This window comes from Rhodobium gokarnense, from assembly GCF_025961475.1.
Lineage (GTDB): Bacteria > Pseudomonadota > Alphaproteobacteria > Rhizobiales > Rhodobiaceae > Rhodobium > Rhodobium gokarnense.
The window spans coordinates 160,028-173,793 of the sequence record NZ_JAOQNS010000008.1; the positions used below are offsets into that span (position 1 = coordinate 160,028).

General features: G+C 65.6%; 15 protein-coding genes. 9 read left to right on the forward strand and 6 right to left on the reverse strand.

The genetic code is table 11. The annotated features are described in order from the left end of the window. Nucleotides 1–78: 78 nt before the first annotated feature. A complete protein-coding gene (hemE, locus tag M2319_RS14995; protein WP_264602274.1) occupies nucleotides 79–1,134 on the reverse strand; it encodes a uroporphyrinogen decarboxylase in 1,056 nt (351 codons plus the stop codon). 386 nt (nucleotides 1,135–1,520) lie between these two features. Here hemE and M2319_RS15000 point away from each other — a divergent pair, with 386 nt between their 5' ends. The 5 genes from M2319_RS15000 to dnaQ are packed head-to-tail and all read left to right on the forward strand — an operon-like array spanning nucleotide 1,521 to nucleotide 5,174. Beyond that, nucleotides 1,521–2,360, forward strand: a complete 840-nt coding sequence (locus tag M2319_RS15000) for a pyruvate, water dikinase regulatory protein (RefSeq protein WP_264602275.1) — start codon at nucleotides 1,521–1,523, stop codon at nucleotides 2,358–2,360. A 21-nt stretch (nucleotides 2,361–2,381) separates the two neighbouring features. Further along, nucleotides 2,382–2,978 (forward strand): Maf-like protein, encoded by a 597-nt coding sequence (locus M2319_RS15005; RefSeq protein WP_264602276.1) that lies wholly within the window; start codon nucleotides 2,382–2,384, stop codon nucleotides 2,976–2,978. Further along, nucleotides 2,975–3,832 carry a shikimate dehydrogenase gene (locus tag M2319_RS15010; RefSeq protein WP_264602277.1) on the forward strand — a complete coding sequence of 286 codons (858 nt, stop codon included), beginning with the start codon at nucleotides 2,975–2,977 and terminating at the stop codon, nucleotides 3,830–3,832. Before M2319_RS15005 ends, M2319_RS15010 begins: the two co-directional genes overlap by 4 nt. Continuing rightward, a complete protein-coding gene (coaE, locus tag M2319_RS15015) occupies nucleotides 3,829–4,446 on the forward strand; it encodes a dephospho-CoA kinase (protein ID WP_264602278.1) in 618 nt (205 codons plus the stop codon). Before M2319_RS15010 ends, coaE begins: the two co-directional genes overlap by 4 nt. A 23-nt stretch (nucleotides 4,447–4,469) precedes the next feature. Next, nucleotides 4,470–5,174: a DNA polymerase III subunit epsilon gene (dnaQ, locus tag M2319_RS15020; protein ID WP_264602279.1), complete on the forward strand. Its 705-nt coding sequence runs from the start codon at nucleotides 4,470–4,472 to the stop codon at nucleotides 5,172–5,174. Between the two features lie 418 nt (nucleotides 5,175–5,592). Here dnaQ and secB read toward each other — a convergent pair whose 3' ends face one another. Both secB and M2319_RS15030 read right to left on the reverse strand, forming a co-directional pair. After that, nucleotides 5,593–6,108 carry a protein-export chaperone SecB gene (secB, locus tag M2319_RS15025; RefSeq protein WP_264602280.1) on the reverse strand — a complete coding sequence of 172 codons (516 nt, stop codon included), beginning with the start codon at nucleotides 6,106–6,108 and terminating at the stop codon, nucleotides 5,593–5,595. A gap of 127 nt (nucleotides 6,109–6,235) precedes the next feature. Next, a complete protein-coding gene (locus M2319_RS15030; RefSeq protein WP_264602281.1) occupies nucleotides 6,236–6,736 on the reverse strand; it encodes an FxsA family protein in 501 nt (166 codons plus the stop codon). A gap of 279 nt (nucleotides 6,737–7,015) precedes the next feature. Between M2319_RS15030 and M2319_RS15035 the strand changes: the two genes are divergently transcribed. From M2319_RS15035 to M2319_RS15050, 4 genes are all read left to right on the forward strand, one after another. Beyond that, nucleotides 7,016–7,738, forward strand: coding sequence for a Tim44/TimA family putative adaptor protein (locus M2319_RS15035; RefSeq protein WP_264602282.1), 723 nt, complete (start codon nucleotides 7,016–7,018; stop codon nucleotides 7,736–7,738). A 134-nt stretch (nucleotides 7,739–7,872) separates the two neighbouring features. Next, nucleotides 7,873–8,976, forward strand: a complete 1,104-nt coding sequence (mltA, locus tag M2319_RS15040) for a murein transglycosylase A (protein ID WP_264602283.1) — start codon at nucleotides 7,873–7,875, stop codon at nucleotides 8,974–8,976. Further along, nucleotides 8,963–9,598, forward strand: coding sequence for a Smr/MutS family protein (locus M2319_RS15045; RefSeq protein ID WP_264602284.1), 636 nt, complete (start codon nucleotides 8,963–8,965; stop codon nucleotides 9,596–9,598). Before mltA ends, M2319_RS15045 begins: the two co-directional genes overlap by 14 nt. Nucleotides 9,599–9,727: 129 nt before the next feature. Continuing rightward, entirely contained in the window at nucleotides 9,728–10,099 is a 372-nt protein-coding gene (locus M2319_RS15050) for a helix-turn-helix domain-containing protein (protein WP_264602285.1), read from the forward strand. Between the two features lie 310 nt (nucleotides 10,100–10,409). Here M2319_RS15050 and M2319_RS15055 read toward each other — a convergent pair whose 3' ends face one another. The 3 genes from M2319_RS15055 to murJ all read right to left on the reverse strand — a co-directional run bounded on the left by M2319_RS15055 (nucleotide 10,410) and on the right by murJ (nucleotide 13,560). Beyond that, a complete protein-coding gene (locus tag M2319_RS15055; protein WP_264602286.1) occupies nucleotides 10,410–10,856 on the reverse strand; it encodes a YaiI/YqxD family protein in 447 nt (148 codons plus the stop codon). A gap of 3 nt (nucleotides 10,857–10,859) precedes the next feature. Next, on the reverse strand, nucleotides 10,860–11,918 hold the full coding sequence (gene trpS / locus M2319_RS15060; RefSeq protein WP_264602287.1) for a tryptophan--tRNA ligase: 1,059 nt from the start codon (nucleotides 11,916–11,918) through the stop codon (nucleotides 10,860–10,862). A gap of 67 nt (nucleotides 11,919–11,985) precedes the next feature. Further along, nucleotides 11,986–13,560, reverse strand: a complete 1,575-nt coding sequence (murJ, locus tag M2319_RS15065) for a murein biosynthesis integral membrane protein MurJ (RefSeq protein WP_264602288.1) — start codon at nucleotides 13,558–13,560, stop codon at nucleotides 11,986–11,988. Nucleotides 13,561–13,766: the final 206 nt, after the last annotated feature.

A 13,766-nucleotide genomic window follows, 5' to 3' on the forward strand; every position in this document is an offset into this window, starting at 1 on the left:
GCTCGCCGAGCCGCCGGAAAAGCCATTTTGTCCATTTCCTCCGCCCGGTCCGGGGCGAAGGTTGTCAATGTCCTCTGGTCAAACCGCCTCGCCGCGCACCAGCGCGACCATTTCCGCAACATTCTCCACCGGCGTGTCCGGCGTCACCCCGTGCCCGAGATTGAAGATGAAGGGTCCCGAGCCGAGCGCATCCACCACCCGGCGGATACCGGATTTCAGCGCCTCGCCGCCGGCAACCAGCCGCATCGGATCGAGATTGCCCTGCACCGCACAGGTCTTCTGCAGGTTCTTGGCGAAATCGAGCGGCACCGACCAGTCGAGGCCGACCGCGTTGACGCCGGTCACATCCACATAGCGCTCCAGGAACATGCCGACGCCCTTCGGAAAGCCGATGATCCGGGCACCCGGCACTTCCGCCCGCACGCCGGCGACAATACGCCGCATCGGCTCCACCGCCCAGCGCTCGAACCCTTCCTCGTCGAGCGCCCCGGCCCAACTGTCGAAGACCTGAACCGCATCGGCCCCGCGCTCGAACTGGGCAACGAGATAGCGGATCGAGGCTTCCACCAGCCGGTCGATCAGCCGGTCGAAGCCGGCGCTATCGGAAAAGGCGATTCGCCGCGTCGGTGCCTGGTCGGACGAGCCGCGGCCGGCGACCATATAGGTGGCAACCGTCCAGGGCGCGCCGCAAAAGCCCAGAAGCGTCGTCTCCGACGGCAGGTTGGCGCGAATGAGCCCGACGGCATCGAGCACCGGTGCCAGCTTTTCCGTCACCACGCCCGGGTCGAGCTTTGCCGCCGCCTCAAGGCCGATCGGCTCCAGGATCGGACCGATCCCCTCTTCAAAGCGCACAGGCTGACCGAGCGCATCGGGAATGACGAGAATGTCGGAGAACAGGATCGCCGCATCGAAGCCGTAACGCCGGATCGGCTGCAGCGTCACTTCACAAGCCAGCTCCGGGTTGTAGCAAAGATCGAGGAAGCTGCCGGCCTCGGCCCGCGTCGCCTTGTATTCGGAGAGATAGCGTCCGGCCTGGCGCATCATCCAGATGGGTGGCGGCGACAGTGTCCTGCCATCCAGAGCCTGGACGATCCGGCGCTCGGTGCGGGTGTTTTCCTGACTGCGATAATCCACGGCGATCCTCTAATAGAGTCTAGAATCCAGACTGATTTTGTTGTTTGCGCGTGGATTATCGGGATAAAGCATCATCCACATACGATACAGTTTTTTCCGGGGACGCCTTGCGCCATAGGGTCGCAAAACCCCGGAGCCTGTTAAGTTCGGGGACAGGACCGCGTGCCATATGGCATTCAAAGGGATGGCGGCGCTATTTCGGAAAACTCCGGGTTGACGGCCGGGGAAAGCCGGTCCCCGATCCCCGCTTTTCACCGCTGCGGGCTTGTCCTTTTTCCCGCGAGCGGTTTTGTTGAAAACCCGACGGGCTGTCCCGCCCGCCGCTCCACCCGCCGCGCCCGTCACGCGGTTTTCCGGATTTTGTTCACAGCGCTGGGGATGAAGGCGTGCGCAACAATCTCGACTACTTCCATCTCCACCTGGTGTCCGATTCCACGGGCGAGACGCTGATGACGGTGGCCCGCGCCGCCGGCGTGCAGTACCGCGAAACCCAGCCCGTGGAGCACGTTTATCCGATGATCCGCTCCGACCGCGCCCTCGACCGGGTGCTGGTGGAATTGGAACATGCGCCGGGAATCGTCCTTTATACCGTCATGGATCTGGAGATCGCCGCCCGCCTGGAAAACCGCTGCCTGGAGCTCGGCCTTCCCTGCGTCAACGTGCTCGACCCGGTGCTCAACGTGTTCCAGAACTACCTGAACACGCCGCTCGCCCGCCGCGTCGGCGGCCAGCACGAGATGAACGCGGAATATTTCGACCGCATCGAGGCCCTCAATTTCACCATGGCCCATGACGACGGCCAGATCCCGGACAATGTGGATTCCGCCGACGTCGTCGTCATCGGCATCAGCCGGACGTCGAAAACGCCGACCTCGATCTATCTCGCCAACCGCGGCATCAAGGCGACCAACATCCCGATCGTCCCCGGCATTCCCCTGCCGCCGGCGCTGTTCGAGGCGAAAAAGCCGCTGATCGTGGCATTGATCGCCACCGCCGAGCGGATCGGCCAGATCCGCCAGAACCGGCTGCTCGCCCTCAATGCCAGCGACGCCAATTCCAGCTATGTGGACCGCCGCGCCATTGCGGAAGAAGTGACCTATACGCGGCGCATGTGCGCCGAGCAGGGTTGGCCGCTGATCGACGTCACCCGCCGCTCCATCGAGGAGACGGCGGCGGAGATCCTGTCCCTCCTCAGCCAGCACCGGGCCCGCCAGCACGACCAATAAGTATCTGAAAGGAAAAGGCCTTTGCCTTCGATTATCCTGGCCTCCGAAAGCACCACAAGGATCACGCTCCTGGAAAATGCCGGCGTTTCCTTCACGTCGGAAGGCGCTGCCATCGACGAGGAGACCGTCAAGGCGCCGCTCCTCGTCAGCGGCATGCCGCCGGACGACATCGCCACGGTCCTTGCCGAGGCGAAGGCGCTGGCAGTTTCCGAACGCCATCCCGACGCCCTTGTCATCGGCGCCGACCAGACGCTCGGCTTTGGCGACGCGTGCCTGTCGAAGCCGGAGACCATGGCGGATGCCCGCCGGCTGCTGCTCGACCTTTCCGGTCAAAGTCATTCGCTGCACGCCGCCGTCGCTTGTGCCCGCAACGGCGAGACGCTGTGGCGCTACCTCTCCACGGCGCACCTGAAGATGCGCGCCTTCTCACCGGAATTCGTCGGCCGCTACCTAGCCGATGTCGGCGAGGCGGCGCTGACCAGCGTCGGCGCCTACCAGCTCGAGGGCCGCGGCGTGCAGCTCTTTGAAGAGATCGACGGCGACTTTTTCACCATTCTCGGCTTGCCGATGCTGCCGCTTCTCGATTTCCTGCGTGCCGAGGGAGCCATCGACAAATGACAACGGACGCCAAGACAGCACTCCTGCGCACCGGCATCATCGGATGGCCGGTCGGCCATTCCCGCTCGCCGGTCATCCACAGCTACTGGATCGCGAAATACGGCATCGACGGCGCCTACGACCGCTACGGCGTGCCGCCGGACCAGATCGAGGCGTTCCTGTCCCGGTTTTCCGACCACGGCCTCATCGGCTGCAACGTCACCCTGCCCCACAAGCAGGCCGCCTTTGCCGCCTGCGACGACGTCGACGAGGTCGGCCGCACGCTCGAAGCCGTCAACACGCTATGGCTCGACGAAGGCCGGCTGCACGGCGCCAACACCGACGCCTACGGCTTCCTCGCCAATCTCGACCAGGCCGCACCCGGCTGGGACAAGAACCCGGGCACGGCCGTGGTGCTTGGGGCGGGCGGTGCTGCGCGCGCCATCGTCTGGGCGTTGTTTTCCCGCGGCTTCGATCCGGTCCGCATCGTCAACCGCACCTTCGAAAAGGCGGAAAGCCTTGCCGCCTTCTTCGGCGCCGGCACCCGCGCCCATGGCTGGGGCGACTTGCCCAGCGTTCTGGAAAAGGCCGATATCCTCGTCAATTCGACCTCGCTCGGCATGACCGGCAAGCCGCCGCTGGAGATCGACCTGTCGCCGTTGCGGGACACCTGCCTCGTTGCCGATGCCGTCTATGCGCCGCTGGAAACCGGGCTCCTGAAGGCGGCCCGCGCCCGCGATCTTGTCGCCGTCGACGGCCTCGGCATGCTCCTCCACCAGGCCGTTCCGAGCTTTGCCAAATGGTTCGGCAAGGTCCCGGAAGTCACCGACGAGCTGCGCGCGCACGTCGTCGCCGACCTTTCCAAAGACGAATGATCGTCCTCGGGCTGACCGGATCGATCGGCATGGGCAAGTCGACGACGGCCGCCATGTTCGCCGCCGCCGGCCTGCCGGTCCACGACGCCGACGCCACCGTCCACAGGCTCTATTCCGGACCCGCCGCGCCGCTGATCGAGGCGGAGTTTCCCGGTACGACAGAGGACGGCACCGTCGACAGGACCAAACTCTCCGACAGGGTGCTCGGCGACCGCAAGGCGCTGTCGCGCCTCGAGGCTATCGTCCACCCCCTGGTGCGTGAGGCCGAACGGACGTTCCTGCGGGACGCCGCCAACAGCCGCGCCGCTGCCGTCGTCCTCGATATCCCGCTCCTGTTCGAGATCGGCGGCGATGCGCGGGTCGATGCCGTCGTCGTCGTCACCGCCGATGCCGACATCCAGGCCGGGCGCGTGCTGTCGCGTCCCGGCATGACCGAGGACCGATTCGAGCAAATTCTCTCCCGCCAGATGCCGGATGCGGAAAAACGCCGCCGCGCCCATTTCCTCATCGACAGCGGCCACGGCTTCGAGCCGGCCCGCCGTCAGGTCGCGGGCGTCTGCCGGGTGCTGGCGCAAATGGCGGGGAAAGGCATCGCGCCGGACTTGCGCGGCTGAGCCTGCCGTGATTCCCTGAAGCCATGCGGGAAATCGTCTTCGATACGGAAACCACGGGCCTCAAGGCCAATGGCGGCGATCGCGTCGTGGAAATCGGCGCCGTCGAGCTCGTCAATCACATCCCGACCGGCGCGGTCTTCCACGAATATATCGACCCGGAGCGGTCGATGCCGGTCGAGGCCTATAACGTCCACGGCCTGTCCGAGGAGTTTCTCACCGGCAAGCCGAAATTCGCCGAGATCGCCGGAAAGTGGCTCGATTTCATCGCCGATGCCCGGCTGATTGCCCACAACGCCTCCTTCGACATGGGCTTCATCAACGCCGAGCTCGCCCGCCTCGACATCGCCGCCATCGGCGAGGAACGCGTCGTCGACACGCTGCAGATCTCGCGCCGGCGTAATCCCGGCGGCCAGCACTCCCTCGACGCGCTCTGCAGCCGCTTCGGTATCGACAATTCGCGCCGCACCAAGCACGGCGCACTGCTCGACGCCGAGCTGCTGGCCGAGGTCTATATCGAGCTCATCGGCGGCAAGCAGGCCGCCCTCGGCTTTGCCACCGATCGCGACGCGGAGGACGCCTACGCCCCGCGGATGCGCCCCAAGGCCGTCGCAAGCCGCCCGGGACCCCTGCCGCCGCGCATCACGGCCGACGAGGCCGCGGCCCACCGGGCCTTCGTGGAAACCCTCGGCGACAACGCCCTCTGGCGGCGCTACCGCGACGCGGACTGATCGCTCGACGACTCATCAAGCGAAAATCCATTTATAAAACAGCGGGATGGCGGATGGACAGGTGATGCGATTGCGGTCGCACTCCCCTATCCAGACCCCTCTCATGCGTCATTGCCGGGCTTGACCCGGCAATCCATGAGGCCTTTCATTTCAAACCGTTAGGCGAGATCGCGCCGCAACTCATCATGGACCACCGGGTCGAGCCCGGTGGTGGCGCAGAGTGGGTGGTGCTGGGAGTTCGCGAGCCGTCGCCCGGATCGCAAGTGGCTTGACCCGGCAAGGATGACGTGCGGGGTGTCATTAAGAAGCCTGAACTGCCTTCGCCGAAGACCGATCCCTACGCCGAAGGCAAAAACAAAAACGGCGCCGCGGATTTCTCCGCAGCGCCGTCTGAATGGTCGTAACCCGTTGCCGCCGGTCAGGCGTTCGGCGTCGGCGCGGCGGCGCCCTCGCCGGTGTTCCGGGCGGCGTTGTGCTGGTAGAGCGCGGCGAAATCGATCGGGTCGATCATCAGCGGCGGGAAGCCGCCGGCGCGCACCGCTTCTGCGACAATTTGACGCGCAAACGGGAACAGCATCCGCGGGCACTCGATCAGCACGAAGGGGTGCAGGTGCTCCTGGGGCACGTTCTGGATCCGGAACACGCCGCAATAGGTCAGTTCCACGTTGAACATCAGGTCGTCGTCCGTGCCGCCCTTGGCGTTCATCACCAGCGACACCTCGAACTCGTTGTCCGAGAGCGGGTTGGCGTTGACGTTGACCTGGATGTTGATGGCCGGGGAGTTCTCGCGCGGCGCCAGCGAGCGCGGCGCGTTCGGGTTCTCGAAGGAAAAGTCCTTCACATACTGCCCGAGGATATTCATGCCCGGGGCGTTCTGGGCGTTGGCGGCGCCGGCCGCAGCGGCACCGTCGCCGTTCTGGGAATTCGTGCTCATGGTATGTCGTTTCCGATCTGGAACGTGATTGGAGTGGCCGGCATCGGCCGCCACGGGATTTGGCCGGTGGCTACCACGCTGCCGGGGTTAAGGACAAGCGCCGCCGCGAATTTCCGGCGTCAAAGCGCTATTTGCGGTCTTCCGGGCGCCACGGCGTGTCCGGGTTGGGCGTTTCCGCATAGTCGTCCGCATCGAGCTCGACGGTGTGCGGATCGGATCGGGCATCCGGCCGCGGCCCGGCGCGGCCCTGGCCGGCGGTGACCACGGTTACCTTCAGCCGCGAACGCACGAACGCCCAGATCGCCTCGCGCACGGGCGGGACGAACAGGAGGAAGCCGATGGCGTCGGTGACGAAACCGGGCGTCAGGAGCAGGATGCCGGCAACGAAGATCATCGCCGCATGGCCGATCTGCTCCCCCGGCAACCGCCCGGCATCCATTTCCGCACGGATCCTGTTGATCACCGAATAGCTCTGGAACCTTAGGAGCGCGCTGCCGATGATCGCCGTGATGACGACCATGGCCAGCGTCCAGAAAAGGCCGATCTTGCCGCCGATGACCACGAAGGCGGCGATTTCCGCCAGCGGGACACCGAGGAAGAGCAGAAACAGGAGAAAACCGAGCGGCATGAAAAAACCTTTAGTCCTTTTGACCCTTTGGCGATCCGCCCTTGCTACCTACATAAGGAAAAAGACAAATCGCTCTTTGCCGTCCCTTGCAGCGTCGTTTAGGGTGGACACTGCGAAAAAGGGGGGTGAACGGCGGTTGCGGAATCGTGTGCGGATGCCGTATCGAGACATAGATAAGTGGTGCCTCGACAATAGAAAGACCGTCGGGACCGTTCTCTGCGACATCCGGCCACAAACCGCCAGGCCACAAATCGCTATGAAGGCTTCCGGTATCCGGTGATGACCGAATTTCTCGACGTTTATAACATCTTCTTCCTGATCCTCGCGGTGGCGATTTTCCTGCGTCTGCGCAGCGTGCTCGGCCGGCGCACCGGCCATGAGCGCCCGCCCTTCGACCCCTATTCCTCAAGGGGCGAGCAGGAAAAACCGGCCCGCTCCGGCGGCGACAACGTGGTCACATTGCCGCGCCACCGGGACGAGCCGCCGGCGACCGGCATCGAGACCGACGAGCGCATGGAGAATGTCGACCGCATGGCGCCGGAGGGCTCCGCCCTCAACACGGCCTTGCGCACGATCGTCTCCGCCGACCGCTCGTTCGACGCCAAGCACTTCCTGACCGGTGCCCGCAGCGCCTACGAGATGATCGTCACGGCCTTTGCCGACGGCGACCGGCGCGCGCTGCAGAACCTTCTCGCCAACGACGTCTATGACAGCTTCGTCGGAGCCATCGCCGACCGGGAATCCCGCGGCGAGACCATCGAATCCACCTTCATCGGCATCGACAAGGCGGAGATCGTGGAAGCCGCCCTGCAGGGCACGACGGCGCAGATCACCGTGCGCTTCAAGAGCCAGCTCATCTCCGTCACCAAGGACAGCGAAGGCCGCATCGTCGAGGGCGATCCCAACGCCGTCAACGAGGTGACCGATATCTGGACCTTCGCCCGCGACACCGAATCGCCCGATCCGAACTGGAAGCTGGTGGCGACCGAAAGCGGCGACTGAGCCGTTTTTGGGGGCCGGGGCCGGTGCGCCGCCACGGGCCGCGAACGCGCCGCGTTTTTCACGCGGCGCTTTTCGTTTTTACGGCCGTCGGCCTGTCGCCTCAGGCAACGGCGCAAGACCACGAGAAGGGTCCCGTGTCGCCGATCGTCTCCCCCTTGGCTGACTTCGACGACCTGCCGGGATGGGCCGGGGACGACCACCTCGCCGCATTCGAAACCTTCAGGCACAGTTGCGGACCGACTGCCCACGCCCCGGAGACCGGTAGCCTCGGCATCGACGCCGCCGCGGTCCACGTCCTGTGCATCAAGGCGCAAGGGCTTCGGATCGAGGACGCCGCGGCGGCCCGCCGCTTTTTCGAAAGCAATTTCGTGCCTATGCGGGTCAATGGGCCGGCAAAGGCCTTCTTTACTGGCTATTTCGAGCCGGAAGTCCTCGGGTCTCGGCAGAAGACAAAGCGTTTTTCCACCCCGCTCCTGAAGCGGCCCGACGATCTGGTCAAGCTGACCCCTGAGGCCCACCCCAAAACCCTCGATGCCAAGCTGGAATGGGCGCGCCGGACGGAAAGCGGTCTTGTCGAGCACCCCGACAGGGCGGCGATCATGGACGGCGCGCTGGATGGCCGCGGCCTGGAACTCGTCTGGCTCGAGGATCCCGTCGACGCCTTTTTTATCCACGTCCAGGGGTCCGCCCGCATTCGCCTGACCGATGGCACAAGCATGCGTGTCGGCTTTGCCGGCAAGACCGGTCATCCCTATTCCTCGGTCGCCAGGATGCTGGTCGAGGCCGGTGAATTCGCGCCGGAGGATCTCACCGCCGACGTCCTGAAGGCCTGGCTGAAGGCACATCCGGAGCGCGCCCGAGACCTGATCGCCAGGAACCGCTCCTACATTTTCTTTCGCGAGCTGACCGGCCTCGATCCGGATCTCGGTCCTGTCGGCGCCGCTGGCGTCCAACTGACCGCCGGGCGCAGCATCGCCGTCGACAGGCGGCTCCACACCCTCGGCACCCCGGTCTATGTGGCCGTCGACCTGCCGCCCGAGCCCGGCCAGCAGCCGATGCCGTATCGCCGCCTGATGGTGGCCGGGGACACCGGATCGGCGATCGTCGGCCCCGCACGCGGCGATATCTTCGTCGGCTCCGGCGAGGCCGCCGGCCTCTTTGCCGGCCGCATCCGCCACCGCGGCGATCTTTACGTTCTCGTCCCTCGCACCGGAGCCGTTTCCGATGGCGAGCGGTAGGCGCCGGCGCGGCCAGCTTTCCGACGAGGACCGCGCCCTCTGGGACGCGGTGAAGAAGACCGTCAAGCCGCTCCGCGATGAGCGCGTGGTGGAGCGCACGGCCCGGGCGCTGGAGGACGAGGTCTCCGCCCCGAAAGCGCCGGTCGACGGCGCCGCCAAGCGCACCGCCAAGACCGCGGCCGCCCTGAAACCGGGCCGCAATCCGCCGCCGAAAAAGCCCGCGCCGCCGGCAAGGACCCACCATCCGCCGGCCCCGCCGACCCTCGACCGGCGCACGAAGCAGCGCATCGCCCGCGGCAACATCCCCATCGACGGCCGCCTCGACCTCCACGGCATGACCCAGAGGGAGGCGCATACGCGCCTGCGCGCGTTCCTCTCCGTCGCCCAGATGGAGGGCCGGCGCCACGTCCTCGTCATCACCGGCAAGGGCGGCAATGGCGGCCCCTGGAGCGCCGACCGCTACGGTCACGATTTTTCCGAGCGCGGCGTGTTGCGCCGGGTCGTCCCCCATTGGCTGTCGATGCCGGAATTCCGGCATTACGTCTCCAGCTTCGAGGAGGCCCATATCGCCCATGGCGGCGCCGGCGCCTTCTATGTCCGCATCAAGAAGCGCAGGCCCTGATTTCGGGTCTGCGGCCCCGCGCTTCCTGTACAAGGCGCCACGGCGCCCATAGGCTTCCAGCCGGGCCACACAAACGGCAGAGCCGACAAGAAAAGAACCACTGAAGAGACCGACTGAAGAGATAGGGCCATGACCCCATTCGGCGCAAAGATCCGCCAGTTGCGGCGCGAACGCGGCATCACCCTGAAGGAGATGGCAGCAAGCCTCGACGTCACCAGCGCCTATCTCTCGGCCCTGGAACACGGCAAGCGCGGCCGCCCGACCTGGTTCATGGTCCAGAGGATCATCGCCTTCTTCAACGTCATCTGGGACGAGGCGGAGGAGCTGCAGCGGCTCGCCGAGATCTCCGACCCCCGCGTCGTCGTCGACACCGCCGGCCTCGATCCCAAGGCAACCGAACTTGCCAATCTGCTGGCCGACAAGATCGCCGGCCTTTCGGAGCCCTCGCTCACCCAGTTGCTCCACGACCTGCGCAGCGCCGCCGCACACGACGGGGCTTGATTTCTGTCTCACGGCAGGCTCGCTTCGCTCGCGCCTCCGACGGGGCGGCGCATCGGCGCCGGCGGCCGGTCGGCCTTGCGAAGCCTTGCGGCTTCGATTGGCCTCGCATCACACTCAGGCGTCATCGCGAGGAGCCGCAGGCGACGCGGCGATCCAGGTGGCATTCCAAACGCTCAGGGCTTCAATCGCTCTGGATCGCTTCGCTTACGCTCGCGATGACGGTGAAAACAAAAGCGAATTACCGAAAGCAATCTTAGCGCCTCAGCGACGTAAACAGGGAGGGGCGTCACGTGCAAACGAAAGCGCCGCCTCATCCCCGCTTCAGCCGCTGCACCATGTTTTCCAACTCGTTCAAAAACCGCGAGCGATCCTTGGCCGAAAACGCCGGCCCGCCGCCGCGGATGGTGCCGCTGTCGCGGAGTTCGGCGTTGAGGTCGCGCATGGCGAGGGCCATGCCGATATTGTCGTCGGTGAACGGCTTGCCGGTGCCGGAAAGGGCTGCCGCGCCCTTCTTCAGGACGCGTGAGGCGAGCGGGATGTCGGCGGTAATCACGATGTCGCCCTGGGTGACGTTCTCCACGATCCAGTCGTCGGCCGCATCCGGGCCCTCGGAGACGATGACGCGCTTTATCAGCGGATGGTCGTCGAGCCGCATCCAGCTATTGGCGACCATGTGGACGACAAGATCGTGGCGGTCGGCGACGCGAAGGACCTCGTCCTTGACCGGGCAGGCATCCGCGTCGACGAAGATCTTCATGCTTCAGCGCTTGCGGCCCGAGACGAAGCCGACGATGGCGCTGACCTCCGCCATGACCTTTTCGGCGATTTCCGCCGCCTTTTCCGCGCCGTCGGACAGGATCGCATCGACGGCGCCCGGATCGGCCGTCAGCCGGCGCATCTCGTCGGCGATCGGCGCGATCTTCGCAACGGTCAGCTCGGCAAGCGCCGGTTTGAAGACGGAAAAGGCCGAGCCGCCATATTCCTTCAGCACGTCGTCCCGCGTCCGGTCGGAGAGCGCGGCATAGAGCCCGACAAGGTTTTCCGCCTCGGCCCGGCCGTCAAGGCCCTCCGCCTCGCTCGGCAGCGGCTCCGGATCGGTCTTTGCCTTCCTGATCTTCTTGGCGATGGTGTCGGCGTCGTCGGTGAGAACAATGCGGCTGTAGTCGGAAGGGTCCGACTTCGACATCTTCTTGGAGCCGTCGCGAAGGCTCATGACGCGCGTCGCGGGACCGGTGATCAGCGGCTCCGGCAGCGGGAAATAGGCGTCCTCGAAGCCGTTCTTTTCAATCGAATCGGCGAAGTCGTTGTTGAATTTTTGCGCGATGTCGCGGGTCAGCTCCAGGTGCTGCTTCTGGTCGTCGCCGACCGGCACATGGGTCGCGCGGTAAAGAAGGATGTCGGCGGCCATCAGCGTCGGATAGGCGAACAGGCCCACCGAGGCATTCTCCTTGTCCTTGCCGGCCTTTTCCTTGAACTGGGTCATCCGGTTGAGCCAGCCCATGCGGGCGACGCAGTTGAACAGCCAGGCGAGCTCGGCGTGCTGCGGCACCTGGCTCTGGTTGAAGATGATCTGTGTCTTCGGGTCGATGCCGGCGGCGAGATAGGCGGCCGCGACCTCGCGGGTGTTGGCGGCAAGCCCCTCCGGCCCGCCCCAGACGGACGGCGGCTGGGTGATCGCGTGCAGGTCGACGACGCAATAGAGGCAGGGATAGTCGTGCTGCAGTTCCGCAAAGCGCTTGATGGCGCCGAGATAGTTGCCGAGGTGGAGATTGCCCGTCGGCTGGACGCCGGAAAAGACGCGCTGTTCGAAAGCCGCCATGGCTTCAAGTCCTTATGTTCTCAGTGGTTGGCGGGGTTATCGCCAAGCGGGCCGGCGAGATCAACCCTCAATCCTCCGCCGGCACCTTCCGCCGCTTCAGCATGGCGTAGTAGCGCTTGGCGTCGACCGCCCCGGTGGTGGTGGCGAGAATGAAGAAAGCGACAGCGCCGATGACGACGATAAGGCCAAGGGTTGCGGCCCGGACGGCGAGCGATGCGTCGGTGAGCCAGGGGGACAGCAGCTCTGCCGCCCCGAAGACGACCGCGCCCATGGCGACACTGCACAAGAGCGTCAGCGGCAGGCGCCGGGCGAGCAGATGGTCGGCCCTGTAGTGGCCGCGCCGCCAGAGCGTTACGCCAAGGAGCAGCGCATTGACCCAGCCGGCGAGCGAGGTGGCGATCGCAATGCCGATATGGGCCAGGAACGGGAAGAGAATCAGCGATCCGGCGACGTTGACGACCATGCCGGCGCCGGCGAACCACATCGGCGTTGCCGTGTCCTCGCGGGCAAAGAAGCCGGGCGACAGCACCTTAATGAGGACGAAGGCCGGCAGGCCGGCGCCGAAGGCGGCAAGCGCCGGGGCCGTTGCCGCCGTGTCGGAGGCAAGGAACGCGCCGCGCTGGAACAGCACCTGGACGATCGGCCCGGCGATAACGATGAGCGCGACGGCCGCCGGCAGCGTCAGTACGAGAGAGAATTCCAGCGCCCGGTTCTGGGTGTGGAAGACATTGGAGTGGTCGCCGGAGCGAAGCTGGCGGGCAAGGTCGGGCAGGAGCACCACGCCGATGGCGACGCCGACGACACCGAGCGGCAGCTGGTAGACCCGGTCGGCATAGTAGAGATACGAGACCGCGCTCGCCGAGAAGGACGCGATGATCGTCCCGACCATGATGTTGAGCTGGGTAATGCCGCCGGCAATGACCCCCGGAACGCCGAGTTTCACCAGCCGCCTGACACCGGGGGTGATCCGCGGCCGGCGCAGCGTCAGGCGCATGCCGGTAGGGCGCAGGGCAAGGATCAGGGCAACGAGCTGGACGACGCCGGCAACGGCAACGGCGGCCGACAGCATCGTGCCGGACACAAAACTCTGGCCGGTATCGAGGAAGCCGATCAGCACCAGCGTCGCGATGAAGACGACGTTCAAGAGCACCGGCGCGAAGGCGGCGGCGGCGAAGCGTCCGAGGCTGTTGAGGATGCCGGAGAGGAACGCCACCAGCGACACGAACATAAGATAGGGAAAGCAAATCCGGGAGAAGGCGACGGTGGTCGCGAATTTGTCCGCATCGTCCGTAAAGCCGGGCGCCAGCACGAAGACCAGCGCCGGCATGGCGATTTCCGCGACGATGCTGACGAGGATCAGGGTCATCAGGAACGCAGCGAGGATTTCTTCCGCGAAGGTGCGCGCGCCGTCCTCGCCCTTTTCTTCAAGCGCCCGGGCGAACAGCGGCACGAAGGCGGAGTTGAACGCGCCCTCGGCGAACAGGCGCCGGAACAGGTTCGGCAGCTTGAAGGCGACGAAGAACGCATCGGCGATCGGCCCGGCCCCGAGAAAGGCGGCGATGGCCACGTCGCGGATGAAGCCGAGCAGCCGGCTCACCATGGTGGCGCCGCCGACGGTCGCGAAATTGCGCAAGAGATTCAAGGACGGCCCTCCGGGCGCCGGCGATCCGCAGCGTCATGCGCCGATCATGACGGGCATAGCGCGACAATGGCGCGAAAATCCGGCGAGTTATACTGCGGGCGAGGAAGACGCGAAAGGGCTCGGGTTGAACCCGCGGCCTTCTCGTAATGGCAACTGTTCTCTGGTTCGTCATCGCGAGCGAAAGCGAAGCGATCCAGAGCGGCATT